This is a genomic window from Okeania sp. SIO2C2 (assembly GCF_010692625.1).
GTDB lineage: Bacteria > Cyanobacteriota > Cyanobacteriia > Cyanobacteriales > Microcoleaceae > Okeania > Okeania hirsuta.
In genome coordinates this window covers 38,346-65,293 of record NZ_JAAHGM010000001.1, presented here as the reverse complement: position 1 = coordinate 65,293, position 26,948 = coordinate 38,346, and the positions used below count along the sequence as shown (strand labels likewise).

The window sequence follows — 26,948 nt, the reverse complement described above, 5'->3', positions numbered from 1 at the left end:
ACAAACCCACTAATTTATTTAATTTAATTAATTATTCGTACATTGCTCGTGAATTCCCCCCTGTTTACAAATGTAATTAATTTGATTAGGATCTAAGTTTTTGGCAAAATTAAAATTAACTCCCCTTAAATAATCGGATTTGAATGTATCAAGTGGACTGGCCAAAAATTGATCTAATTGAGCCGGTTTTGGAGTTACTAATTTGGCTCCTTTTAAATCAGTTCCACTCAAATTTGCTCCTCGTAAATCTGCCAAACTCAAATCTGCGTTTCGTAAATTAGCATTCTGTAGTTGAGCATTCCGAAAATTAACATTAGTTAGTTGGGCCAAACTCAAATCTGCTTTTCTCAAATTACTTTTACTGAAGTTTGCCCCTGATAAATTTGCTCCTTGCCAATTAGACTCCATTAAATTAGATGATTGAAAGCTAGCTCCTTCAGCCTTAACTTTACTTAAATGAGCTCTGTGTAAATTAGCTTCTGATAAATTAGCACTTCCTAAATCTGCACCAGTCAAACTTGCTTCTGTTAAATTTGCTCGCTGTAAATCAGTTTCAATTAACTTAGCACTGCTTAAGTTTGCTTCTGCCAGAATCGAATCAGGCATTTTTGCTTTATTTAGAATTGCTCTAAATAAGTCTGCACGCTTCATCACCACTGGGCCAAATACCGCACCCGTTAAATTGGTTTCTATCAGATTTGCTCCACTCAAATCAGCAATCAAATCGTCAAAAGTTCCTAAGCGATTATCTTTTCCTGGTCCATAAAAGCGACTATTCTTAAAACTAGCCTGATTAAGAGTAGCGCCTCTAAATTTCACTCCAGACAAATCAGTATTTTCTAATATCAAAGTAAAGCTAGCAGGGCCAGAAGTTATCTGACCTAAATCAACGCCACTTAAGTCAGCCTCTTTAACCGACCCACTGTAAACTTTGAGGACTTTAGCGATCGCCTTTTGAGTAGCTCGTAGTCGCAGAGATACCAGAAGCTGTTCTTGAGAGTTGCCTCCATAACTTAGAGAATCTAGATCATTTTTGAGGGCTTGATTTAAGCGATGTAGTTCCGGTATTACCGTTGGTCCAGCACTAACTAAAGATTGTTGAATTCCATCAAGTATACTTGGTTCATTTTCTTGCCCCAACAAATCAACTAATAATGGTATGGCACGAGGATCTTTAGTAGAACCCAAAGCTAAAACTGCCACTTGTCGTTGCTGAGGTTTACTCGAAGTCAGGGACAACTTATTCACAAGAGCCAGAAACATATCATTATCTTGTTGTTTAAACTCCCGCCAATTTGCTTGATTTTGAATATAAACATGAGTACCAAAAATTGTCCCCAAAACCGAGACCATACCTAAAGCAGTTATCATCAGTAAAGTCATACCTGGATTTTTTCGCATCCAAGGCCAAAGATGAAAACCTTCTGATTTTTTGTGAGTAGTAACAATTGCTGCTATTGAAGCTTGTGTCTGAGTATCGATAAAATTAAAAGGATTAGAATCTAATTGGCCAGAGCGAGCATCTACAACAAAAGTGTCTACTAATTGATCGTGTCCTGTGCGGCGTAGTTTATTGAAACGAATCAAAGAAATATCACCTAGTAATGCTAACCCTGACAATGCTAATAGAATTGCTAAAGAAGGAAATGCCCCAGTTAGATACCAAATCAAGTAGGCAGTTCCCATAGGTAATCCCCATTTAGCAAAACCCTCACGGACTAGGGTTCTTCTCAAGCCTGGAGAAGTTCCTAAAGCTGTCACAACTCTGATTTCAAACCAACGCTTAGGCAATGTTTGACCTGTTCTAGCTAACAAAAATAATTGCCAACCTACAATTGCTAAAGGAGCTAATAATGCTCCAGACCAAAATAGATTAGCCAGAGGTGTTACTTTCTGATCACGGTTTCGTAAAGGAATTCCTAAAGTATTGGCAATTGCTTCTGTGGTGGTTGCTACTACTGGGTTGAGAGGAACAGATTTGTTGCCTATATTACCCAAGTGACCAAGCCAAAATGGAACTATTCCACTAAGAACAACCAGGGATACTTCTGTAGTCCAAGCACCACATCTACGGACCCAGATAGGTAATTGCTGGGATTTTTGTTGCCACGATGCCTCTGTGTTATTACTATTATTGATATCTGAAATATCTGAACCAAAAGTTGGGCTTGTCATATTGATGTGCTTACTCTAGTATTCTCAACTTTTAGACTAATTATTTTGCACCGTTAAGTATGGTATTACTATTAAGGCCACCTGTTTTCACCCTTTTTTTTAGTTTCCTAACTAGGAACAAATAAGGAGCTAATATCACATTTAAGCTGGTTCTATATTTATTTTCCCATACTTTCCAAACTTATCCGTTATGTCTAAATTTTATTAACAGATAAAACCTGTAATCAATTCATACAGTGCTGGTAACCGATCGCATAAATACTATATACTATTATTGTTTTGTGGTCAAACTAATTTTGATACTTTATTTCACACTACACTAGGTAAATACTATAACTAATCTAATTGAGCAAATTTTACTCAGACTAAGACTGCCAATAAATCTAGTATTCGTCTTTATTTATATATTTTTTAATGTATCAATAATACCTATATTTTTGAGTATTTATTAATAGTTTGCAGCAATAATCATAATTCATTTCTGTCTTTCACCTTCATATTTACCTGTTTCTGAATAATTAGGTAAGAATAAAAATTTATATCCTATATAAATCGCTCCTCCAAACACAGCTATAGTAATTAACAAAGAAACTAAACTGATAATCGCCTCTAATATTTTGATTATGAATAGAGGAATAATAATTAAACTTATAATTTTTGCCCATTGAGGAAGTTCCTTAAACCATTCTAACAATTGGTAATAAAAACCTTGAATAGACTTAAAAATATTAGATAGAGGGATCAATACATTTGGTACATATCCCTGGTCTACTTCGGGATTTTTTTTAAAGTTATTATTGTTGTAATTATTCATCTAAAAAAAGTTTTACTTTAACTCATCAAATTATAGATAATATTTGCTCAGGAATAATTATATACCAGAAGGAAGAAGGAAGAAAAAAGGAAAAATCTTACGTTGTCTGAGTTTTAAGCTTTTGATCTGTCCTAACCTTTCCTTCGACTACTATAAATTCTCAATATTCTATATTTTTATCTAAAATATAGAATATTGAGATGATTGACCAAGTATAGCCCTACGCGCAAGTCAGAAGTCAGAAGTCAGTACGGGTGAATGGCCATTCGCCCGTGCATACGTAATCTATGACTGGGTTGGAGCATTTAGGAATGTCCTAAGTTCTGCTTCGACTGCTACATCAGGAAATAACAAAAAATTAAATATCCAATTTTTGGCATAGCTGTTTCATTAAGGCTGAAACTTATTGGGGGGAGTGAGTTTTAGAGGTATGGGTTGGTGGGGGATATGGGAAAATGCAAACCCCCAAACAGTTAATTCAACCCATAAAAAAGTTGTAGTTTTTCTCTACACTTCCCATACTCCCAACACCCAGGTAATCTATAAAGAATGAAATAGCCCTGGATTTTTGGACTGCCTCCTTACTTGGTCAAACTTATGGCTCCCCTACCCTGCTCTCCTGCTTTCAGTTGAATAGGATTTTTTGATTTGGAAGCCAAAGTTAAGTATTTAACCACTCTTGCTCTTGCCGTACTACTTTTAGTATTAAAGATTGACGTGCAAAATATAAAGTAGGATAAAATTCTCTGCAAGCCTATCCGATTACTTAAAGATTCTGTAAAGAACCAACCTAAAAGTTGCAATCGTCGATCAACTTATGCCAAAATAAAACAGATTGGCTAAGAGTATAGTAAAAAAAATTACCACCTCATAGTTGAAAACCCACTTATTGCAGCGCTTTATCAAGCTTTGAGGCTCAAGCAAAATAAGTAAATGTCACTAAAATTACATTATAATAGGTGTATTACTCAGGATAAATCATCTAAAGTAAAATCCTAAGTCCAATCCAGATAACCAAATAATATCTGAATACATAAAATGAGCCAATACTTCTCCTATTCTAATGAGTGAGACAGTGAAATATTCCACCCTAATAGACCTACTTCAGACTTTATCAGCAGAACAACCAGAAAAACTAGCATACACTTTTTTGGTTGACGGCAAAAAAGAAGGGGAAAACTTTACCTATGCTTCACTAGAGCATCGAGTACGAGCTATTGCAGCATTTTTACAGAAAAATGAAGTCAAAGGAGAGCGAGGTTTACTACTCTATCCACAAGGACTAGAAGCAATAGCAGCTTTCTGTGGTTGTCTATACTCTGGAGTTATCGCAATTCCAGTACCTCCTCCAGAAGCAGGTCGTCTCAAACGAACCTTGCCTAGACTCAGAGCTATAGTTCAAGATGCTCAAGCTTCCCTAGTTCTCACGACGGCCACAATTATTTCCCTTGTGGAAGAAGTGGCTGATGAATTTCCTGAGTTCGAGACAATGCGCTGGATAGATACTGAATCTGTTGATTTAGAAATAGCTCAGGAATGGAAAGATCCAGGTATTACTGGCGATACACTAGCGTATTTGCAGTATACCTCTGGTTCTACTTCTACTCCAAAAGGGGTAATGCTGACCCACAAAAACTTAATTCACCACTTAAGCTATCTACAGAGAGCTTGTGGGTACACACCAGAAAGCAAAACTATTACCTGGATGCCTTTCTTCCATGATTATGGGTTAGTGGAAGGAATGATGGAACCCCTATACAACGGAACTCCATGCTACATAATGTCCCCATTCTCATTTGTGAAGCAACCTCTGAGATGGCTGCAAGCTCTGTCAAATTATAAAGCGACCCACTCTCAAGCACCTAACTTTGCTTATGACCTTTGTGTTCGCCGAGTTAAGCCAAAACAACTATCTACTTTAGACCTTAGTAATTGGGAAGCAGCAGGTAATGCAGCAGAACCTATTAACCCAAAAGTTATGGAGAGTTTCTACAAAACTTTCTCAGCTTGTGGTTTTCGTTGGAATGCTTTTGCTCCATGTTATGGACTAGCAGAAGATACTTTACTGGTTTCAGCTAAACCTAAACTCACAGAACCCGTACTTTGCACTATAGATGCAACTGCTCTAGTAGAAAAAAATAAAATTGTAAAAGTTTCTCCCGATGCAGCAGGGGTAAGAGCTTATCCATCTTGTGGTCGCTTAGTTTGTGAAACTCAGGTAGCCATTGTCAATCCAGAAACTTTAGCAAAATGTGCTACTGATGAAGTGGGAGAGATTTGGGTATCGGACCCCAGTGTAGCTCAAGGATACTGGGAACGCCCGGAAGCTACCAAGGAAACATTCCAAGGTTACATCAAAGATAGTGGAGAGGGTCCGTTTTTGCGGACTGGAGACATGGGATTTATGAAAGATGGGGAGTTGTATATTACGGGTAGGATTAAAGATTTAATTATTATCCGAGGTACAAATCACTATCCCCAAGATATTGAGTGGACAGTACAACAGGTTCATCCGGCACTTCGTCCAGATTATGGTGCTGCTTTTTCAGTCGAAGTTAGGGGTGATGAACATTTAGTCATTGTTCAAGAGGTAGAACGTCGCACTCAAGATTTGGATACGGAGAAAGTCATCAATGATATCCGCCAAGCTGTTTCAGAAGACCATGAATTACAAGCTTATGCTGTAATTTTGGCTAAGTCAGGAAATATTCTTAAGACTGCTAGTGGCAAGATTCAACGTCGTGCTTGTCGTTCCAATTTTTTGGCCGGAACCCTAGACGTGATATCTGACTGGAGTGAAAATCCTCAACTAACCTCCAAGTATCGAAAGTTACAAGAAGAAGTTGAGTCATTAGCATCCCAAATGAAAAATAGCTAGAAATTAAACCTAGATAAATAGGAGATTTAGCATGGATAAACTCAAGCAATATTGGGTAGCTGAAGAGTTAGAGCGTGCTCTTGGCGATCCACAAAATCCAGACAGTACAATGTCTTTCAAGAGAGTAATTGAAATTGATGAGAGTGAAGAATTTCCACACCAGGAAATTGAATGGCTCTATAATTGGAAGCTACAACATCACTATATCCCTGTTAATTGTGGGGGGGAGTTTACTTCTTTTGAAGAGTTTGTGGCCTTCGTTAGAGTTTTGTGTAGACGCGACCAAACAATTGGAATTGCTTTTACTACCTTATTTTGGTCTTTTATTACCTGGATGGCAGGTACGGACGAACAAAAGCAAAAGTTAGCAACCTATATTAAAGATGAACATGGGGCAATGTGCCTTGGTTACTCAGAGAAGGAACATGGTGCAGACCTAATTGGTGGAGATTTGAACGCAACAAAAGTTCCTGGAGGTTATCTACTTAATGGGGAAAAGTGGCCGATAAATCGTGCAACTATTTCTGGAGTTTCTTATATATTAGCAAAGACAGACCAAGAGGATGGAGGAGCTAGAGGTCTGTCTTTATTTATGGTAGAAAAAAGCCGACTAGACCCAGCAAATTACTACAATTTACCAAAAATCCTTACCCACGGAATTCGTGCTTCTGATATGAGTGGGATAGGTTTTAAGGATTGCTTTGTTCCTGAAGATATGTTGATTAAGGGAGAAGGATCCGGTCTAGAAGTAGCTCTGAAAGGATTTCAAATTACCAGAACTTTGTGTGCAGCTTTTTCTCTTGGAGCTGCTGACACAGCCTTAAGAACTACATTAAAATTTGCGATCAATCGAGTTGTTTACAACAAAAAAGTTTTAGATATTCCTCAACCTCGCAGAACTTTGACTGAAGCTTTTTTAGACATCTTAATTGGTGATTGTGAAACAATTGGAGCAGCGAGAGGATTTCATGTTGTTCCTGGACAATTTAGTGTCTGGGGTGCAGTGGTGAAATATTTTGTTACTACTCAGCTAGAAACGATGATTAATAATATTTCAGTGGTGTTAGGTTCTCGTTTTTATATGCGGGAAGAACATGACTGGGGAATGTTTCAAAAAGTGCTGAGAGATAACTCAATTATTAGTGTATTTGATGGTAGTACAGTTGTTAATTTGCATTCTCTAATTTTACAGTTTCGTCAGTTAACAAAACAACGTTCTAGACGGAATTATGCTAAGATGGAAGCAATTAAATCTCGTCTGGAAATAATCTTTTCCTTGGAGAAACAATTGCCTACTTTTGAACCAGAAAAACTGGAAATTGTAGGACGGGGATCTGATGATGCTTTACAAGGATTAGAAATTGCTTTAGAACAGTTAAAAGCTTTAAAAACTGCTAACATAAATACTAAAGTTTTAGAGCAAATTACTACACTGACTGAGTGTGTTATTGAAGAAGTAAACGCTCACGACCAACAAATTGCTAATTCAGCATTTGAGTTTGGTCACGACCAGTCACCAGAATTATTTGAAATAGCTAAAAAATACTGTGCTTTACACGCTGCTGCTGCGTGTTTGCATATGTGGATTTATAACCGCGAAATACTGGGTGATTTTTTTGCAGGTGGTGAGTGGTTGGTACTATGTTTAAATCGTCTACTGCAACCTTTTGGGCATTCACGAAAAGTAGACCAATTATATTGGGAAAAAGTTACTCAAGAAATGCTCAAACTTGATAACGAAAATAAAATCTTTTCTATTGTTCCTTTTCAACTAGCACAAACTAAAAAACAGGAGAATAAAATAAATGCAAGTTCAGAACTCCAGCACGCTTAATACTGAAGCAAAAACAGAAAATTCCCCCTTAGAAATTTTACAAAAGTGGATTGCTGAAAAGTTAGCAGAACAATTGTCTGTTGACAAAAGTACTATCGAATTTACCGAACCTTTAACTCGTTATGGTTTGGACTCAATTGATGCAGTAACTCTAGTTGGTGAGCTGGAAGATGAACTAGAATTAGAGTTACCTTCTACTTTATTTTGGGATTATCCAACTATAGAAAAATCTGCTCAATATTTAGTTTCTGAGTTTGATATTTCTGAGGCATTAGAAAATTTGGCAAGCTCTGAAGAAAAAACAGAAGAAGCGGAAGAAACTGCTGAAAAATCTGGTAAAGGTTGGGGTGGTTTTTGGAAGGGAGTAAGTGGTTCATAAAATAACTGAAGAACCCCCGGAGAAAATTCTTAGTTATGTGAGGATTTAGCTATGAGCAGTCAGCACTTCCCTGCGGGATGCTACGCAAACAGCAATATAGCAGAGGGCAGAAGGCAGAAGGCAAAAGGAAAAATCTTACACCTGGTCTAAGTTTTAGACTCTTGAGCTGTTCTAACCTGTGCTTCAAGTGCTATAATAGTCTGCTTTTGAGGATAGGGTTGAAATTTAAATAGACTTAACGACTTTTGTAGTAAGATTTAATCCGGGCTGAATTAATACAGCTTTGAATGTTTACCAAAAGTAATAGCAGATAGCAGATAGCTGATGGCTCACGGCTGAATTTTTACTTAGTTATACTAATGATTTTTAGTATATATTAAGACTTTATCTTCATAAAATTAAAAATCTTAGTTACCAATAATAAAATTGCTTTTGGTAACTAAAAAATCTTTCAATATTTCAGAGATTGACAAATACCTCATACCATAATTTATTGGGATAGGTTGCTATCAAGTATAGAGGAGGAAATAGTTAATTGAATTTTTCTGATTTTTCCTTCTGGTGGGTGCTGCTGATTTTTAGTGTGCCTTTCTTCACCATCCGCGCTCTAGGAAAAAGGTTAAACTTCTGGCAAGATTATTTTGATACCATTGGCTTGATGGTATTATCACTAACATTATTTTTAAATGCTAGTTTAAAAAGTTTTGCCGTATTTATATTTGAGGTGATTTTCAACTACATAATGGTGCGACTAATGTTGCAAAGGCGTGGTTGGGAGTCAAGGGCGATCGCTACATTTTTAATAGTATTTGATGTAGCAGTATTAGCATACTTTAAATATCTCACATTTTTTGTAGAAGATGTAGTAGGTTTAGTGGTAGGAATTCCGAATAATTGGCAACAAAGTTTTCCTTTACCTGTATATAAGACTATTCCACCAGGTATTTCTTTTTATACTTTTCAGATGGTGGCATTTGTTGTAGATTCTTTTACAGCTAAAAAGAAAAAGCCAATTAATTTCATAGATTACGTCAACTTTATCGCATTTTTTCCCCAAATTGTAGCAGGTCCAATCGAAAGACGCAAACAGTTATTACCCCAGTTAGAATCTTTTAAATTCAAGTTTACTGTAGAAAACTTTGAATTAGGTTTGCGATGGTTATCTCTAGGCTTATTTATGAAATTTGTTCTAGCAGATAACATTACTCCATATATAGACCTAGAGCAAGCAACAAATGCTTTGTTAGTTTGGTTTCATGCCTTTTTGTTTACTTTAAGAATATATTTTGACTTTGGTGGTTACAGCTTTATGGCTGTTGGTATCGCTAGATTTGTGGGAGTTAAACTAGAATTAAACTTTCTGGCACCCTACACTTCTGTCAGTATCCAAGAATTTTGGCGACGTTGGCACATTACTCTGAGTAACTGGTTTAGGGACTATGTTTTTATTCCTTTGATGGGTGCAAATAAACAATGGGCACCATTTTATTTATTTATAACATTTACTCTTTCAGGCTTTTGGCACGGGGCAGCCTGGAATTTTATTTTATGGGGAGCTTACCACGGAGCATTACTATTGGCAATCAGATATGCCGGGAGACCTTTTCAGAGGTTTGTGGGTAGATGGACTTCTAGAACTGATTTAGTTTCCTGGGCCTTGACGTTTATGTCCGTGACTCTAGGCTGTTTATTTTTTATGGAAACTAATATTAGTAGGTTGGGTACTAAGTTAGTAACTTTAGTTACACCTGGAGCTTATTCACTTTCAGGGGTGATCGATGCTTTTAGCTCTTATAGCATAAATGAGGCTTGGGCTTTAGTTTTTACTTTAGCTGTGGCGATCGGGGCATTATTTTTAGAACATTTGGCAGTTTGGCAGCAGCGAGATGAGTATGAGTTGTTGCTATCTCCTTGGATATCTAGGGGTCTGCTAGGTTTAACTATTTTACTGGGGGCAACTATTCCTTCTGAATTTATTTACTTTGAGTTTTAATAGAACTCTGTTCAACAATTAATAATTAATAATTAATAATTACCTCTCCTTTAAAAGGGATAGGATTGACTCAAAGGAAAATTTTTCTTTTTATCCCCTTAAAAGAGAAGGGTTTGAACCACAAATTTTCGGTAAAAGTGTTAATTAAATCAATTTAAGATATCAAATCAATAATTTCATCTCCCTATTTCCAATACCCTATTCCCTGACTTCTGCAAGATGTCTAATGATTAGATTTAAAACATTTGTTCCGAAAGAATATTTTGGATTTACAAAACTTTTTGGGGCGTGAAATACAATGGTTAACAGATTAAATGCGATCATATTGATTTTAATTTGGAGTGCTGATGTATATCGGTTGAAGAAATATTTCAGTAAAACCAAACATGCGGTCGATGGAGGTTAAAACAAGCTCTACTATCATATTAAAACTTTGGGTTAGGTGTTAGGGTATGAAAACAATAGTGGCAAGGAGAATTCTGAATAGTAAAATTGGTTAGGTACTAATACATTTTGCTCTGACAAAAAGTTTTATATGACTTGATTCAAAAATATAATTATAGCAATGCGCTTTCAGGTACTTACAACTTAGAGTTATTAAGTGCAATCTAGAAAAGATGTACAAAAAATAATGTGTAAATATGCCAGAGTAAATTGCTATACCTGTAAAAATTTTGAAGTTAATTTAAAAAAAAATTACCGAATAATTAAGATTTAAAGCCTCTCCTTTAAAGGAGAAAAAAGAAAAAAAAATATTTTGAGTTAATTCTCTTTTTTTCAAGGAGAGTTAATAATTAATAATTAATAATTAATAATTAATGATTAATGATTAATTGTTGAAGGCTGCTTCCTGAAAATTTTCATATCGGGATTTGTCAGGAGTAATTTTTATAGAATAGGTAAAAAATCGGCGCTGGTAAATTAGGGTATGATATTAATCTTAATTATTTAGGAGTCAGGAGTCAGGAGTCAGGAGTCAGGAGGGAATAAAGAAGAAGAAATAAGGAATAGGAGGGGAAAGTTTTTTGTTCGCGCTCTTATCCGGACAAGATATCATACCTCTTTTCACCAACGCCAAAAATCAATAATTATCGATATTAAAAGCTGTGGAAACTGGAAAAATATCTGAAACAGTAAAAGGAAGTAATGTACCTACAAAAATTTGTATTTTAGGCGGTGGCTTCGGCGGTCTTTATACAGCATTGTATTTACAAAGCTTTCGGGGATTTAAACATAAAAACTGTCAAATAATTTTAATAGATTCACAGGATCATATTGTGTTTACTCCCTTACTTTATGAGGTGATTACAGATGAACTTAAAACTTGGGAAATAGCTCCATCTTTTGATAAATTACTCAAAAATAAAGACATTCAGTTTTGCCAAGACACGGTTGAAGATATTGATTTAAAAAGTAGTCAAGTTAAACTTTTAGAGGGAGGAAATTTGCCTTATGATTATTTAGTTATTGCTGTGGGTGTCACTAATGGAAAAATACCAAATGGTGCAGAAAATGTTTTGACATTCAGAACTTTAGCTGATACTCAAAACCTCGAACAAAAGTTACAAAGTTTGGAAAATTCTAGCCAAGAAAAAATTCTGGTAAGTATTGTAGGTGGGGGTCCGAGTGGGGTAGAGTTAGCAGGAAAAATAGCAGATAGATTAGGGAAAAGGGGAGAAATACGCCTGATAGAAAGAGGAAAGGAAATTTTGAAAAGTTTTACTCCTGCTACTCGGAAAAATGCTCAACGTGCTTTAGATAAAAGAAATGTTTTAATCAGTTTACAGACAGGTGTGAATGCTATTGAAGCTGACAAAATCACTATTTTGCAAGCTGGAGAAACTGCTGTTATTCCCACCGATTTAATATTATGGACTGCGGGGACTCAAATGAGAGAGTTGGTGAAAAATTTGGATTGTTCTCATAATTCTAGAGGTCAACTTATTTGTGAGCCAACTTTACAGTTAGTTGACTATCCAGAAGTATTTGCATTGGGAGATGTTGCGGAGATTTTATATGCTAATAAACAACAACTTCCAGCAACAGCTCAAGTTGCTTATCAACAAGCAAGTCAAGCAGCCAAAAATTTATGGAAAACTTTAAATAATAAACGCCCAAGACCGTTTCATTATTTACATTTGGGAGAGATGATTACTTTGGGGATGAATACGGCAGCTATTTCTAGTTTTGGTATTAGTTTATCTGGCTCTTTTGCTGCTTTGGTTAGGTTAGGAGTTTATCTTCAAAGATTACCTACTTTATCTCACAAATTTAAAGTTATTCGCCATAGATTACAAGTTTGGTGGCAACATTTATTTGGCAAATCAGCTAGTAACAAAAAATTGAGATAAATAGATAATTTATAATTTTAATACAGTCAATAACTATAGCATTTTCAAATAATATGTCAAACAAGAATTAGTTATTTACTAATAGTAAAAAGTTCGGCAAACCTTCTTACCTGTTGCCTGTTGCCTGTTGCCTGTTGCCTAAAAGCAACCATGTTTTTTACGCAACTCAAATGAAATTACTATAAATAATTAAAATGACAGTAAGTATGGAAAAGGAAAAAAATAATTTAGGTGCCACACTGGAAAAATTGTTTGGTTTAGATTTGCGATCGCTTGCCCTATTTAGAATAGGGTTAGCATTAATAATTATCACAGATTTAATTATCCGTGCTGGAGATTTAACAGCTCATTATAGTGATGCTGGAGTATTGCCCCGAACATTACTCAAGGAAATTTCAAATCCTTTGTATTGGTCAATAAATTCAATTAGTGGTGCAGCTTTTGTACAGGGGTTAATTTTCTTATTTGCAGGATTAATAGCTATAGCTTTGCTAGTAGGATATCGAACTAGATTAGCAACTATTGCTATGTGGGCGTTTATTATTTCTATTCATAATAGAAATCCTACCCTGATTTTTGCTGGAGATGATGTATTAAGGGTGCTACTTTTTTGGTCAATGTTCTTACCATTGGGAGCAAACTATTCAATTGATAGTGCATTGAATTCATCAACAGAAAAATTACCGAAACGTATTTGTTCTGCTGCTACTTTTGCATTAATGGCACAAATGGTGCTTATTTATGCAGGTTCAGCAGCATATAAAACAAAAAGTGAATTATGGTGGCCTGATGGAGATGCTGTCTATTATTCTTTGAGTTTTGATGGGTATGCTACAACATTCGGGCAAATTTTACTAAGTTTTCCTCAGCCTATATTAAAGTTACTAACCTGGGCAGCTCTTTGGTTTGAATGGTTAGGACCTTGGATGATTTTTATTCCTTTTGGAATTACGTTTTTCCGTTCCTTTGCTGTTGTTTCATTTATTCTTTTACATATTACTTTTGGTTTGTGTTTTACTATAGGAATATTTCCTTTTTTAAGTATTGTTAGTTGGTTGGCTTTGATTCCTACACCAGTATGGAATAATTGGCAGGAAAAAATTAAGACAAATGAACGGCAAGGATTAAAGATTTATTATGATAAAGACTGTGGATTTTGTAAGAAAGTTGTTTATCTGCTACGCACTTTTTTGATTTTACCGGGAACGCCATTAACGACTTGTCAAACTGATGAATCTATCTATGCTGATATGCAGGATAAAAATTCTTGGGTAGTGGTAGACTGGCAAGAAAATCGACTTTTTAAATGGGAAGCTTTAGTTTATGTATTTAGTTTGTCTCCTATATTTAAACCTTTGGCTTTTGTGATGGGATTACCATCAATCATGCCAATTGGAACTAAATTTTATGAAACTATTGCCAATAATAGAAAATTTGCTGGCAACTTTACTAAACCTTTTCAATTTCGTCCTTTAAATATACGTCCTTATCGCGGATTAAATATCATTATATTTTTACTAATTATTTATACTTTTATTTGGAACGTTAAAAGTTTTGTCAGACAAACCTATCAAAGAAGAAAAGTACAAAAGCAAGATTTAATTACTAAGACTCACAAATTATTTCAACGTCGGATTGTACAAAGGTTGGATGTTTTTGGTAAGGTGACAAAATTAGAGAAATCTTGGAGTATCTTTGCTCCTGCTCCACCTAGAGATGATGGTTGGCATGTTATTCCTGGTAAGTTGAAAAATGGTAAAGAAGTTGATGTTTTGTATGAAAAAGGAGAACCTGTAAGTTGGGATAAACCAACTATGAAACAATTTAATAAATTGTATTCTAATATGCAATGGCGGACTTATTTCCTAAATTTCAATCGAGCTATAGGTAAAAAACTTTATCCTTATTATGCAGAGTATGTTTGTCGTGAATGGAATAAAAATAATCAGGGTGCAGAAAAATTAGAAAGTTTGGATATTTTCTTTATGGATGAGAGAACTGTACCACCAGGGGAAACACAAACTGTGGAAAAGAAAAGTGTCATGCAAAAATCTTGTTCAGATGACCAAGAAAATAATTAGGGTTGATTAACTATTGTTGATTTGCTAATATTTATTCACATAAATTCATATACGTTGATATAGTTATACCGATATAGTTGCATAGATTGTACTATAATCATGTGCAGACAGAGTAGTTTGTGGTGAAAAACCAGGCCACTATGTAACGGCTATCCTGATAAGTTACCCCTAGCATGGTCAAGTAATTAAAACTTCTGCGAACGTCGATCACCAAAACGATGTAAGTGTTTAAAAAGCGTCTACAGGTTTTCTTGTAGACTTTGGGAGATACCCCCTCAGCAGGCGATCTTGCTGTGCATTGTTAACATTTGTTAGCAAAATCGTATCGGAGAAAGTGATTAGGTATCTTAATTCAGGGAAAACGCATCTAAATTCTGGAACCTTCTACCGTTAAGCTTTAGAAGAGTAATGAGTATAAATACTTAGAAGCCTGACATCCTTGCCCTACAAGAACTTCAAAATAAGATGCGTTTGCCCTGGTATGTTATTTAACTCTTATGTTTTTATCTTTGGTTTTTTACCTTTAACTCTGATTATATTCTTTGCTTTAACCAAGTTTGGTTTAATTAAAGCTGCTAAGGTTTGGTTAACTGCTAGCTCTTTTGCTTTTTATGGTTATTGGAATGTTGCTTATTTGCCTCTGCTGATAATTTCAATTTTGTGGAATTTTCAAATGGGGAAATTTATTGCTGAAGCTAAACCAGAAAGTAAGCGAGCAAATGTTTTACTTTGGGTAGGTATAGCTGTTAATTTAGGAATAATTTCCTATTATAAATATGCGAACTTTTTCTTGGATACTGTTAATTCAGTAGTTTCTACAAATTTGAATGCAGGGCAAATTATTTTGCCTTTGGCAATTTCTTTTTATACTTTTACTCAGATAGCTTATTTAGTAGATGCTTATCGTGGGGAAACAAGAGAGACTAATTATGATATCAAATCCGGTAGCATCGGTATAAAATCTTTTGAAGTAGGAGTCAGGAGTCAGTCCTCAGGAGTCAGGAGGGAAAAAATTTATGAAGATTTGGTAATGGTGAAGATAAAGAATGTTTTTATACCGAATTAAACGGATTTGATATGATTTACTCACTTATAGTTTCTTTGTAGTTTTCTTTCCCCAATTAATCGCCAGACCTATTTTACGCCACGATGAACTTATTCCTCAGTTTCGTCAATTGCGTAATTTTATTTTTTCCCAGAAAAATATGGCTTTGGGTTTAAGTCTTTTTAGTTTGGGATTGTGTAAAAAAGTATTGATAGCTGACACTATATCGCCTTGGGTCGTAGGAGCTTTGAATAATGCTTATGAGTTGAGTTTTATTGAAGCTTGGGTAGGAGCTTTAAGTTACACCTTTCAGCTATATTTTGATTTCTCTGGTTATTCTGATATGGCGATAGGTTTGGGGTTGATGTTTAATATTAAATTACCGATTAATTTTAACTCTCCCTACAAGGCTACTTCTATTAGTGATTTTTGGCGACGCTGGCATATTACTTTATCCAATTTTCTGAGAGATTATTTATATATTCCTCTGGGTGGAAGTCGTCGTGGAGAAGTACGTCGTTATAGTAATCTTTTGACAACAATGTTGTTAGGTGGATTATGGCATGGTGCAGGTTGGACTTATGTGATTTGGGGAGGTTTGCATGGTGTTTATGTATCAATTAATCATTGGTGGCGAAAGTTAAATATTCCGATGCCGAAAGTATTGGCATGGGTAATTACTTTTGTTGCTGTTATTGTTAGTTGGGTTTTATTTAGAGCGCAAAATATTCAGGATGGTTTAGAAATTTTACAGACAATGGCAGGTTTAAATGGAGTACTTATGCCAGGAGAAGCTAAAGGTAAATTATCTGTGTTAACTAATTTTGGTTTTCAGCTTAAATCTTGGTCGGATATGACTTATTTGCCAGAACTTTGGGGGAGTAAAATTTTCTCAATTTTGGGTTTAATAGGTTTAACCTTTTCTGTAAGTTTCTTACCAAATACTCAGGAAATTTTGGCAAAATTAAAACCTACTTGGTGGTGGGCAGTTTGGATTGGTATTTTGACAAGAGTAATTGATAGTAATAAAAATCTACCAAATAATATTTTTGATGGAGAAAATGGATTTATACCTTATCTAAATGTTGACCCTAAAAAAACTAAGTCTAGATTTGAAAAAATTATGGGTAATTATTATGTGGGTTACCATACAACCTATCAACTATCTACTCAATTACTAGATGAATTTAAAAAAGTAGTCGATTTATGCCAACAAAATAAAATTAAATTAATATCATATATTTCTCCTGCTCATGCAACTCAATGGGAAATTATTAAAAGTTCTGGTCAGTGGTCAACTTTTGAAGAATGGAAACGTAAAGTTGTAGAAATTAGTGATGTATTTGATTTTTATGGATATAACAGTATCACAACTGAACCTATCCATAATAATATGGAAAATTATACAGATAATTCTCATTACACTCCTAAAGTAGGGAATTTAATTTTGAATAGGCTCCTCTCTTACAAAAAAGAAGAAGTACCAGAGGATTTTGGAATTTTAATTAATTCAGAAAATATTGAATCTCATCTCATAAAAATTCGTCAAGACCGAGAAATTTGGGTTAAAAATCATCCTAATGAAGTAAACTTGGTAAAAGAAATTAAACAAAAATATGATGCCAAGCTAGCAGAAAAAATTAGATAAAAATTATATTGAGTATTTATATGAGTTAAAAAATACTTTTATTGGTAAATAAATATGAGTAACAATAATCAACTTGATTCTACATTCTCTCAAGCTTAATCTACCAAAAAATTAGAAAAGTTTTTGACTATATACATATTTTTACTATATTTTCTGATGGAAGTAAAAGCCAAATAATAGAAATACTAAATTATATAAGTACCTGATAAAAATTAATTAATATTCGATATAAGGGGAATAGCATAAATTTGTTGTTGGTATAATCTGGATGGTCACGACTTTATATTTGCTTTTAATATGCTTTCAGAAGAAAAGAAAGTACAACTTTCCATAGTCGTTCCTTTTTATAACGAGGAGCCAAATATTGATTATTTGTTTGAACGGCTAATATCGGTGCTAAAGCCTCTAGAAATGACTTATGAAATAATATGTATTAATGATGGTAGTCAAGATAATACTCTAAAGTTATTAGTAGAATATCATCAACGCAATTCCTTAATTAAAGTAGTAAACTTTTCCCGTAACTTTGGTAAAGAAATTGCTATAACAGCAGGTATTGACTATACCGTAGGCGATGCAGTTATACCCATAGATGCGGATCTACAAGACCCACCAGAATTAATTGTGGAAATGATAGCCAAGTGGCGAGAAGGATATGATGTGGTCTACGCAACTAGGCGATCGCGCCAAGGAGAAAGTTGGATCAAAAAATTCACAGCCCAAAGATTCTATCGTACAATTCAACGTTTGACCCCTGTAGAAATTCCGCCCGATACTGGCGACTTCAGGTTAATGGACCGAAAAGTTGTAGAAGCTCTCAAAAAGTTACCAGAAACTAACCGTTTTATGAAGGGTTTATTTTCCTGGGTAGGTTATCAACAAACTTCAATATTATATGACCGAGATCTTCGTTTCAAAGGTGAAACAAAATGGAATTATTGGCAACTCTGGAATTTAGCAATTGAAGGTATCACTGCTTTTAGTTCAATACCTCTCAAAATTTGGAGCTATATTGGGATATCAATTTCTTTAATTTCATTTATTTATGCTAGCTTTTTAGTGATTCGGACTTTGATATTTGGAATTGATGTTCCTGGTTACGCTTCATTAATAGTAGCGATATTATTTTTAGGTGGAATGCAGTTATTATCTCTAGGAATTTTAGGTGAATATTTAGGTCGCGTTCATGAAGAAGTCAAGAGAAGACCTCTTTATTTAGTCAGAGAAAGTTATGGATTTGAAAATCAGATGACTAGGAGTGAATAATCTCAAAGTTTTTGTCATTAAATCAAGAATACTAAAGCAGTAATTTTGGGTCGGAGTAGAGATTTAATGTTCAATTTTAAAACTGGTATTTTTCTCCTGACAATTATTTGTATAATTGCCACGGGAATAACAGCTTATTTATTAGGTGGTTTACCTCCGGAACAAGTTCAAAGTTGGCTAGAACGAGCAGGTATTTGGGCGCCAATAATCTATATAGTTATTTATACAATAGCAACTATTTTAGTTTTACCTTCTACAGCACTTAATCTGGCTGGAGGCGCAATTTTTGGACCCTGGATAGGTACATTATGGACAAGTTTAGCAGCAATAATTGCTGCAATTATCGCATTTTATTATTCTCGTACTGTAGGTCGAGAATGGATTTCTCAAAAGTTGGCTGGAAGATGGCAAGCAATGGATGCTGAAATGCGTCAGGGAGGATTATTTTATATGTTTGCCATTCGTTTATTGCCAATCATTCCTTATGGTTTAGTAAATTTTGCTGCTGGTTTAACATCTGTTAGTTTTAAAGATTATCTATTAGGTACTATCTTGGGAACTTTACCTGGTGTTTTGCCTTTTGTAATGTTAGGAAGTTCTGGTTTAACAGCATTAAAAACAGGTGACATTTTGCCTTTAGTTGGAGCGTTAAGTCTCATCGCTATGTTAGTAGGAGGTGCAACTTGGTATCGTCGTCGTCGCAGTCTGCCAAAGAAAGTTATAGAAGAAATGAAAGATTCATCTTCATCAGATTTTTTTGATAATTAAATCTCTTTTGGTTAATATCCAAAAATCACCAAATAACAAAAATGAAAAGCAAGTTTAAATTAAGAGTTGATTCATCAAATTAGTTTCAACTCTTATGTTATGTCACCTATATCTTAAGAATTAATGCTCTGCTGAACCAGAACTCACTCAACTTATATATAGTAATGAAATTACCGCTCAACTAAACTTACTCAAACTTACTCAAAAACCTGAAAGCTTAGTTTAACGCAACTGGATCGACCACCACAGGGTTAAACGGCAAACCCTTTATTCCTTGGTCAAAGACATCAGGAATTACTTTTTTAATTATATTAAATTACCCATTCGCATCAGCATTTAATAATTTATTTTCCCTGGTTTTATACAACTCTCTTATTACTGTTTTTCCACTAAATTTCGGTTTTTTTTCTCCATCTTTTGGTGAATTATCCCCATCTAAACAGCTCGATTGAGATGTATACGATTATTCTGTAATTATTACTTTTATTCCTCTTAATTTGGTTTTAGATATTAACATTTCTATTAACCTATAATCAGGGATATTCACAAATTGTTGATTGTTCTTTTTACCTAATTTTATCTCTTGTTTCCAATTCTGATTCTGCCCAATAATTAAAATTCCTATTTCATGGTTTACCTAATAATTAATAATTAATAATTAATAATTAAATAATTCGCGCCTTGAAGCCGACCCTTTTAAGGGGAAAAAAGCGGTCGTTAGTGCAGCTTCCCGTAGGGTGGGATGGCGTACTTCGGAGCGGCTCTGTCAAGAGCGGGTCTCCTCGCCATATCCAATCGACCAAGAGAAGAAATAATATTCAATCCCGTAACGGTTTTAACCAGAGGTAATTATCAATTATCCATTATCAATTATCAATTAATGAAACACCAATCTATTACTCTTTTACTTACTGTATGGAGATAATTTTCTACTGGACAATTTCCTTTGTGAGTTAATTTTTTTAACCGATGAGAATGACATTTGTTCTGGTTAGTTTTTAATTGATATTTTCAACAATTAATAATTAATAATTAATAATTAATAATTACCTCTCTTTGAAAAGAAGAGGATTGACTAATCATGAAAATTTTGATTTATTATCCCCTTAAAAGGGGAGGCTTTAAACCACAATTTTTCGGTAAACAAGAGCGTCGTTTATTATAAAATTTATTAATGGCTTTTAATGGTCTGCCTTTAATCAAAAGAGGTAAAATTCCTGTTTGATTTGTCGTTACAGCTATTAAATTATTTACTCCTAAATATACTCCTGCTATTTGTTGATTATTTGTTGTTTCCTCCGATTTTTCAGAGACTATTTCTATTATATAAAAGCTAATTTTGGGGATAATTCTTGCCTCTATTATTTCTGTCTGTGAAGTGGGAATTTTTATTTCACTCATCGGCAGATGAAAAATTCCTTTTTTTAATGCTTTTTTGTAAATTGATTCATCTGGATATGGCAGAATATTTTGGCCTTTTGCCTTATGTTTATATTTGGGGATTTTCGGTTTTCCTCAAAATCTATTGGGCTGTTTTTGCCATTCTTTTAAAGCGTCAAAATAACTACTCCAAGCTGAGTCTAATCTTCTGATTATTTGCTTAATTACCTTGGTAGTTCATTAATTGATAATGGATAATGGATAATGGATAATTACCTCTGGTTAAAACCGTCCTTGATTGAATATAAGGAAATATTATTTCTTCTCTTGGTCGATTAGATATGGCGAGGTGTCCTCGCCATCTCTCGACCGCTTTTTTCCCCTTGAAAGGGGAGGCTTTTAACCAGAATTATTTAATTAATAATTATTAATTATTAATTATTCGGTAAAGCTTGATAATTGTAACTTTTAGATACTAGATGATACAGTTGATTAAAGCTTAGTTTCTTTTTGTTTTCAAAGAAATGTTGGCGATAATAGTAGTTAGCTAAGTTAAACAGATTGTTAGACAAAAAAGCCTTGTGGTCAATTTATGACCACGAATAATCTGATTTGCTGATCACATGATGTTCAACTAGTTTCATATCTTAGTTGTAGCTGATAGTGATTCAATGGATAGACAACTGAACAAACTTACTCATTTTAGTTTTATAGCTATAATTATGAGTAATTTTGAGAGACTTTAGAGGTTGTTTGTAAAGAATTATGAAGTGTTTTTACCCCTCGCAAATTGGGTATTTCAGCCTATAAATCTGGGATAAATAACCAATTTGTTACAGTTTAAAGGTCAATCATTGTATATTACAAAACTTTACAAACAGTCTCTTAGACAAGTTTTCGCTTTCTGTATTTACCCCTAGAGTAGTCTTGGTTAAAATTATTACTAATTTTGCTGCTACGAATACTCAGTCAAAAATTCAAGTGGTTATGATAAACTAAATAAAATAAAGATTTATCCCTAGTAGCTAATTAAAATGACTAACTATTTATCCACTCAAGAGATAGGAGTAAATAAAAGTTCTCCTACTCTATTAGATATATCTATTGTGACACCTATTTACAATGAAGTTGATAGTATTCCTCAACTACTGGAAACAATTTCTACTAGTTTAAGGGAAAATCAGCTTACCTACGAAATTATTTGTGTAGATGATGGCTCTCGGGATGGTTCGACAAAACTACTAACAGAATTAGCTCAAAAACGTACAGATTTAAAAGCAGTAATTCTCCGCCGAAATTATGGACAAACTGCAGCTATGGCAGCAGGGTTTAAGTATGCTACGGCCAAAATAGTTGTTACTTTAGATGGAGATTTACAAAATGATCCGGCTGATATTCCACTATTATTATCTAAGCTCAATGAAGGTTATGACTTAGTTAGTGGGTGGCGAAAAAATAGGCAGGATGATGCTGTTACACGACTACTTCCTTCTAAAATTGCTAATTGGATAATTGGTAAAGTTACAGGGGTAAATTTACATGATTATGGTTGTTCTTTAAAAGCTTATCGTTTGGAATTGGTTGCTGATATGAACCTTTATGGTGAATTACATAGATTTTTACCAGCTTTAGCTTTTATTGAAGGAGCAAGAATTACAGAAGTACCTGTTAACCACTATGCTCGTCGCTATGGTAAAAGTAAGTATGGTTTGGGGCGAACTTTCCGAGTTGTGATGGATTTGTTAACAGTATTTTTTATGAAAAAATTCCTCACTAGACCGATGCACGTTTTTGGAATGTTGGGTTTGATTTCTGGGGGAGTTGGTCTATTTTTTGGGATTTATTTAACTATCCTCAAATTTGGCTTTAATGAAGGGATTGGCGATCGCCCTCTACTAATTTTAGTTGTTGTCTTATTACTGGCAGGTTTACAATTATTTAGTTTTGGTTTATTGGCAGAATTACTGATGCGAACTTATCACGAATCTCAAGAACGACCTATTTATCGAGTTAGAGAAATTGTTGGTAAAAATTAATAGAAGAAGGAAGAAGGAAGAAGGCGTTTAAGCGTTGCTGATTTGATGTATGAAATTCAATTAGTGGTAAATTTTCACCCAAAACAATAGTGGGAATTATACCTATTTTTGACTCTAAAGTTACTGAAAAACTCTTTTCTACCTACTGACTCCTGACTTGGTGACTCCTGACTCCTTATCTAAATTTGATATGAATTCTCCCCCTGACAAAGGGGGAATAATATAATTTTCAATAGATTTTTGCCAGGTACTTATCTACTAAACTAAGAAACTTTTACTGGGGATTGTTGATAAGTGGGAAAATCAATATATCCTTCTTTGTCAAATGAATACCAAATTTTTACATCAGCAGGTGGATTAAGAGGATAGCCATTGGTAAAACGTTCTACTAAATCTGGATTACTCATAAAGGGTCGTCCAAAAGCAATTAGATCGGCATTTCCAGCTTGAATTGCTGTTTCAGCAGTTTCTTGAGTATATCCACAATTTCCGATAAGAGTGCTGGTGAATACCTCTCTAAATTCAGCCAAAGTCATCGGTTCACCTAATTCGTGATAACCAAAAGCTAAACCATCCATAACGTGAAGATAAGTTAACCCATAATTATTTAACTGTTGCGCAACATAAATAAAAGTTTCCCGAAAATCTGGCGAACCCATATCGTTAAAATTACCATTAGGAGAAATTCTTACCCCAACTCTATTAGCAGGCCAAACAGTTAAAATAGACTCTACAATTTCTTTGAGAAACTGAAATCTGTTTTCCAGACTGCCACCATAGCGATCGCTCCGATGATTGGTTTTTGACTGTAGAAATTCGTCAATCAAATAGCCATTTGCTCCGTGAATCTCTACTCCATCAAAACCAGCAGACTTTGCACGTTCGGCAGCCAAACGATAATCTTCTACAATTCCTGGAATCTCTTCTGTTTCTAGAGCGCGAGGAGTTTCTAATGGTTGTTTGCCAATGGGAGTATGAACGTATTCTTGATTCAACTTAATAGCAGAGGGGGCCACGGGCAATTGACTATTTTCGTGAAAGCTACTATGAGAAGCTCGTCCACAGTGCCAAAGTTGAAGGAACATAGGAGTGCCTTTACTATGGACGGCATCTACAACTTGTTTCCAAGCTTCTGTCTGTTCGTCTGAGTAAATGCCTGGTGTATTTAGCCAACCATTAGCTTGTTTGGAAATGACAGTTGCTTCTGAAATGATTAAACCTGCCCCAGCTCTTTGAGCATAATATTCGGCCATCATCGCATTGGGCATTCGCTCTGTGCCTGCTCGCGATCGGGTCATTGGAGCCATGAAAACTCGATTTTTTAGGGTTAAATCTCCCATCATTAAGGGAGTTAGTAGGGTTTGTGAATTTGTTTGAGTAGTCATTTTTTTTATTGCTCAGTTTCTAGGATGATAATTTCATATTCATTGGTTTATTTTACCTGGAATTAAACATAGATTGAAGTTATCAAAAAATTATAATTTTGAGTGATATTTAACTATCTATGGCTATAGATTTAGTCTTAAATAATTTTGCTTAGTCAAGAGCAAGATTATGTTAAGACTGAATGCTAATAACTGAATTGTTAATCATAAATACTAAATAGGTTGCCCTAAATAAAAGTTAAAAACATAGATATTTTTGTATCTTTATCTTTCAGCAATTAGAGTTAAATTTATATGGCAATCCTAAATAGGTTGTCAAAATTCAAAAACTAGAAATAAATCCCAAAACTCTTGCCCATTGCCCATACCCTATTCCCAAAAAGCAGCAAGATTTTGGGCACAAATAAAATTGGATTGCTATATTACTTTAATTGATATTTTTTAGCATAACTTCTTTGACAAATACTTTTTTTATTGCCGAAGGCTAAATCATATTCATCTTCAAACATTCTGCTGGCAATTTTATGAGCTTTTATTTGATGTCATTCTGCTTCTATTAAATTTAATTATGGAGTTAATTGTTGGGGAAAAAACAGATAGAATTTTTTCTATTCCTATTCTTTCCTTTTGGCTTTAATTAAACTACTTGTATGTGCTAAATAATTATTCATAACAATCACTGTATCTTTGATTTTTTATTTTCGGTCTTTTTACCGAATAATTAAGGTTTAAAGCCTCTCCTTTAAAGGAGAAAAGCGGTCGATCTTCGGAGCTTCCCGTAGGGTGGGATGGAGAGGTCTCCTCGCCATATCCAATCGACTAAGAGAAAAGAAAAAATTTTCCCTACCGCGTCAATCCTCTTCTTTTCAAGGAGAGGTAATTGTTAATTATTAATTATTAATTATTAATTGTTGAAGCCTCTTCTGCCTCTTTATCCCAAATATTTACTAAACTTTCATTTTTAAGCTGTCTCTTGTTCAAGCTTCCTATTGAGCAAGGATAATTAAAGCTTTTGTTTGATTCATATATTCCTAATATATTTATTTATTCCTAATATATTTATTCGTTCTTATTCATAATTGATTATATAATTTTTTTGAATTGCTATTTCTTTTAACAATTCACGATTAATTTTACCCTGAGAATTACGAGGTAAATTTTTAACTTTAACCCAAGATTTAGGTTGTTTAAACTTACTCAATTTTCCATTAATAGCAGCCAGAAACTTTTCTAAAGAAACTTCTAAGTCATCAGCAACATAAACAGCGGTCACAATTTCACCCCAATATTTATCGGGTAAACCTATTACACAAACATCAGTAACTAATCCAGTTGCCAAAATAGCTGCTTCTACTTCTGCCGGAAAAACATTTTCCCCACCAGTAATAATTTTTTGGCTACGACGACCTACTATATTTAAGCAACCTTGATTATCCAAAAATCCTAAATCATCCGTCACAAAAGTTTCAGAAGGATTAAATATATTGGGATAATACCCTAATGCTAAAGAATTAGCTTTGATGTTAATAATTCCAATTTTATTTTTGCCTAATATTTCCCCATTTTCACTTTTAATCATAATTTCTGCGTGGGGTAAAATTTGACCATTGCTATTATTTCCTATCAAAAAATCTTCGGGTTTAAGAGTAGCAATTTGAGCAGCAGTTTCAGTCATTCCGTAAGTAGGTGCTAATTTAATTTGATATTTTCTGGCTATATCAAATAATTCTTGCCAAGCAGGTGCGCCACCTAAAAGCACTGTCTGAAAATTAGATAACCAGTTTGCTGTTTCTGAATTTTGTATCAGCTTTTGTAACTGAGTTGGTACTAGGGAAATAAAAAATTTATTGGGATTAATATTCCATTCCTTTTTGTCGAAAATTTCTTTATATGATGGCAAAATTACTAAATTTCCTCCAGTAGTAAAGGAGCGCATAAACTGCATTAAGCCACTGACGTGATATAAGGGTAAAACACAAAATGAGTTAATTTGTTGTACTTGGAAATATTTTTGGAAGCCTTCCACTGATGCCATTAATGTTTCCCATGTATGAATGGTAAATTTAACTTTTCCAGATGAGCCACCAGTAGGAATCATAATCAAATTTTTCTGAAAAAATTCCTTGGTATTATTATTTGTATGTATTGGTTTTAGAGAGATGCTATTTTGAGGAGATACATCATATATGTATATATCTGCTCCTAGAAAATTTTCGTCGGGAGTATTTCCAAAAATTATGTCTGGTTGTACTAATTCTAATACTTGCTCCCATTCTTGTTTACCCCAATTTGGATTACATAAAAAGACTTGAAAACCAGTAGCAACAGTAGCAACAAAACTGGTAATAAATTCTGCGGGATTTGATTCTGATATAAATATCTTTGGTGGAGATTCTGGGTTAAAATTTTCGTTCAAGTAATCAAACTTTTTTTGACTAATGGGATAGATATCAATACTTTTATTACCAATCAGTAAATCACTATTTGTACTCAGATAGTTAAAAATTTGGTTCATAAATTGTCTTGCCATATTTCTTCTTGTTCATTAAATCAATGGATGATTCCAAAGCAAAAGGTGCTATTTTTGAGTAGATTTTGTCGTAATTATGTCGCCAGCCGTAGTGCTGATTTTCTACCAATTTTTGTTTCAAATACTCAATAGAATAAAGAGGGAGGGTTTTGACAACTAGATGCTCTTACTTCAAGGCTTTCGCTTAAACCCGCCCCGACAATTTTTTAACGTTTAATTAGACCTACCTACTTATACTAATTTCATCAAATTAGGCTACATTAATTATCTTATATTGAAATGTGAAATAATTTCCTGAAATTACTGAGCGCATCAAAGTTTTGAGCCTATAAAATCTAACTTTTAACTTTTAACTTTTGACTTTTGACTTTTGACTTCCATGAAA

General features: G+C 34.3%; 17 protein-coding genes. 11 read left to right on the top strand and 6 right to left on the bottom strand.

What is annotated here, in order from left to right:
- Positions 1–27 precede the first annotated feature (27 nt).
- Both F6K18_RS00275 and F6K18_RS00270 read right to left on the bottom strand, forming a co-directional pair.
- Entirely contained in the window at positions 28–2,175 is a 2,148-nt protein-coding gene (locus F6K18_RS00275) for a pentapeptide repeat-containing protein (RefSeq protein WP_287517559.1), read from the bottom strand.
- A 475-nt stretch (positions 2,176–2,650) separates the two neighbouring features.
- On the bottom strand, positions 2,651–2,989 hold the full coding sequence (locus F6K18_RS00270) for a hypothetical protein (protein WP_287517557.1): 339 nt from the start codon (positions 2,987–2,989) through the stop codon (positions 2,651–2,653).
- A 1,063-nt stretch (positions 2,990–4,052) separates the two neighbouring features.
- Between F6K18_RS00270 and F6K18_RS00265 the strand changes: the two genes are divergently transcribed.
- From F6K18_RS00265 to F6K18_RS00220, 10 genes are all read left to right on the top strand, one after another.
- Positions 4,053–5,867: a fatty acyl-AMP ligase gene (locus F6K18_RS00265; RefSeq protein WP_287517555.1), complete on the top strand. Its 1,815-nt coding sequence runs from the start codon at positions 4,053–4,055 to the stop codon at positions 5,865–5,867.
- A gap of 31 nt (positions 5,868–5,898) precedes the next feature.
- Positions 5,899–7,701: an acyl-CoA dehydrogenase gene (locus tag F6K18_RS00260; protein WP_287517553.1), complete on the top strand. Its 1,803-nt coding sequence runs from the start codon at positions 5,899–5,901 to the stop codon at positions 7,699–7,701.
- A complete protein-coding gene (locus F6K18_RS00255) occupies positions 7,673–8,080 on the top strand; it encodes an acyl carrier protein (protein ID WP_124143982.1) in 408 nt (135 codons plus the stop codon). The genes F6K18_RS00260 and F6K18_RS00255 overlap by 29 nt, the downstream gene beginning before the upstream one ends.
- A gap of 535 nt (positions 8,081–8,615) precedes the next feature.
- A complete protein-coding gene (locus F6K18_RS00250; RefSeq protein ID WP_124143983.1) occupies positions 8,616–10,073 on the top strand; it encodes an MBOAT family protein in 1,458 nt (485 codons plus the stop codon).
- 1,106 nt (positions 10,074–11,179) lie between these two features.
- A complete protein-coding gene (locus tag F6K18_RS00245; protein WP_287517550.1) occupies positions 11,180–12,424 on the top strand; it encodes an NAD(P)/FAD-dependent oxidoreductase in 1,245 nt (414 codons plus the stop codon).
- Positions 12,425–12,618: 194 nt separating this feature from the next.
- Positions 12,619–14,505 carry a DCC1-like thiol-disulfide oxidoreductase family protein gene (locus F6K18_RS00240; RefSeq protein WP_287517549.1) on the top strand — a complete coding sequence of 629 codons (1,887 nt, stop codon included), beginning with the start codon at positions 12,619–12,621 and terminating at the stop codon, positions 14,503–14,505.
- A gap of 481 nt (positions 14,506–14,986) precedes the next feature.
- Positions 14,987–15,571, top strand: a complete 585-nt coding sequence (locus tag F6K18_RS00235) for a hypothetical protein (RefSeq protein WP_287517548.1) — start codon at positions 14,987–14,989, stop codon at positions 15,569–15,571.
- Positions 15,572–15,629: 58 nt separating this feature from the next.
- Positions 15,630–17,198 carry an MBOAT family O-acyltransferase gene (locus F6K18_RS00230; protein WP_375341281.1) on the top strand — a complete coding sequence of 523 codons (1,569 nt, stop codon included), beginning with the start codon at positions 15,630–15,632 and terminating at the stop codon, positions 17,196–17,198.
- A 297-nt stretch (positions 17,199–17,495) separates the two neighbouring features.
- Positions 17,496–18,464, top strand: a complete 969-nt coding sequence (locus tag F6K18_RS00225) for a glycosyltransferase family 2 protein (protein WP_287517546.1) — start codon at positions 17,496–17,498, stop codon at positions 18,462–18,464.
- A gap of 66 nt (positions 18,465–18,530) precedes the next feature.
- Positions 18,531–19,232: a TVP38/TMEM64 family protein gene (locus F6K18_RS00220; protein ID WP_287517544.1), complete on the top strand. Its 702-nt coding sequence runs from the start codon at positions 18,531–18,533 to the stop codon at positions 19,230–19,232.
- Positions 19,233–20,330: 1,098 nt separating this feature from the next.
- Here the strand turns inward: F6K18_RS00220 and F6K18_RS00215 are convergent.
- The gene (locus F6K18_RS00215) at positions 20,331–20,633 is read right to left on the bottom strand and encodes a hypothetical protein (RefSeq protein ID WP_287517543.1); all 303 of its coding nucleotides are present in this window, start codon (positions 20,631–20,633) and stop codon (positions 20,331–20,333) included.
- Between the two features lie 1,013 nt (positions 20,634–21,646).
- Between F6K18_RS00215 and F6K18_RS00210 the strand changes: the two genes are divergently transcribed.
- Positions 21,647–22,648, top strand: a complete 1,002-nt coding sequence (locus F6K18_RS00210) for a glycosyltransferase family 2 protein (RefSeq protein WP_287517542.1) — start codon at positions 21,647–21,649, stop codon at positions 22,646–22,648.
- 263 nt (positions 22,649–22,911) lie between these two features.
- Here the strand turns inward: F6K18_RS00210 and F6K18_RS00205 are convergent, their stop codons facing one another.
- From F6K18_RS00205 to F6K18_RS00195, 3 genes are all read right to left on the bottom strand, one after another.
- Positions 22,912–24,033 carry an alkene reductase gene (locus tag F6K18_RS00205; protein WP_287517541.1) on the bottom strand — a complete coding sequence of 374 codons (1,122 nt, stop codon included), beginning with the start codon at positions 24,031–24,033 and terminating at the stop codon, positions 22,912–22,914.
- Between the two features lie 1,069 nt (positions 24,034–25,102).
- Positions 25,103–26,548, bottom strand: coding sequence for a 2-succinylbenzoate--CoA ligase (locus F6K18_RS00200; RefSeq protein ID WP_287517540.1), 1,446 nt, complete (start codon positions 26,546–26,548; stop codon positions 25,103–25,105).
- The gene (locus tag F6K18_RS00195; RefSeq protein WP_287517539.1) at positions 26,532–26,684 is read right to left on the bottom strand and encodes a hypothetical protein; all 153 of its coding nucleotides are present in this window, start codon (positions 26,682–26,684) and stop codon (positions 26,532–26,534) included. The genes F6K18_RS00200 and F6K18_RS00195 overlap by 17 nt, the downstream gene beginning before the upstream one ends.
- Positions 26,685–26,948 lie beyond the last annotated feature (264 nt).

What these genes read in the sequence shown, in the direction of transcription:
- F6K18_RS00235 (WP_287517548.1), top strand. Translation starts at nt 14,987, where the DNA reads ATGTTATTTAACTCTTATGTTTTTATCTTTGGTTTTTTACCTTTAACT.
- F6K18_RS00270 (WP_287517557.1), bottom strand. Translation starts at nt 2,989, where the DNA reads ATGAATAATTACAACAATAATAACTTTAAAAAAAATCCCGAAGTAGAC.
- F6K18_RS00205 (WP_287517541.1), bottom strand. Translation starts at nt 24,033, where the DNA reads ATGACTACTCAAACAAATTCACAAACCCTACTAACTCCCTTAATGATG.
- F6K18_RS00210 (WP_287517542.1), top strand. Translation starts at nt 21,647, where the DNA reads ATGACTAACTATTTATCCACTCAAGAGATAGGAGTAAATAAAAGTTCT.
- F6K18_RS00225 (WP_287517546.1), top strand. Translation starts at nt 17,496, where the DNA reads ATGCTTTCAGAAGAAAAGAAAGTACAACTTTCCATAGTCGTTCCTTTT.
- F6K18_RS00240 (WP_287517549.1), top strand. Translation starts at nt 12,619, where the DNA reads ATGACAGTAAGTATGGAAAAGGAAAAAAATAATTTAGGTGCCACACTG.
- F6K18_RS00220 (WP_287517544.1), top strand. Translation starts at nt 18,531, where the DNA reads ATGTTCAATTTTAAAACTGGTATTTTTCTCCTGACAATTATTTGTATA.
- F6K18_RS00215 (WP_287517543.1), bottom strand. Translation starts at nt 20,633, where the DNA reads ATGAGTGAAATAAAAATTCCCACTTCACAGACAGAAATAATAGAGGCA.
- F6K18_RS00265 (WP_287517555.1), top strand. Translation starts at nt 4,053, where the DNA reads ATGAGTGAGACAGTGAAATATTCCACCCTAATAGACCTACTTCAGACT.
- F6K18_RS00255 (WP_124143982.1), top strand. Translation starts at nt 7,673, where the DNA reads ATGCAAGTTCAGAACTCCAGCACGCTTAATACTGAAGCAAAAACAGAA.
- F6K18_RS00260 (WP_287517553.1), top strand. Translation starts at nt 5,899, where the DNA reads ATGGATAAACTCAAGCAATATTGGGTAGCTGAAGAGTTAGAGCGTGCT.
- F6K18_RS00275 (WP_287517559.1), bottom strand. Translation starts at nt 2,175, where the DNA reads ATGACAAGCCCAACTTTTGGTTCAGATATTTCAGATATCAATAATAGT.
- F6K18_RS00200 (WP_287517540.1), bottom strand. Translation starts at nt 26,548, where the DNA reads ATGAACCAAATTTTTAACTATCTGAGTACAAATAGTGATTTACTGATT.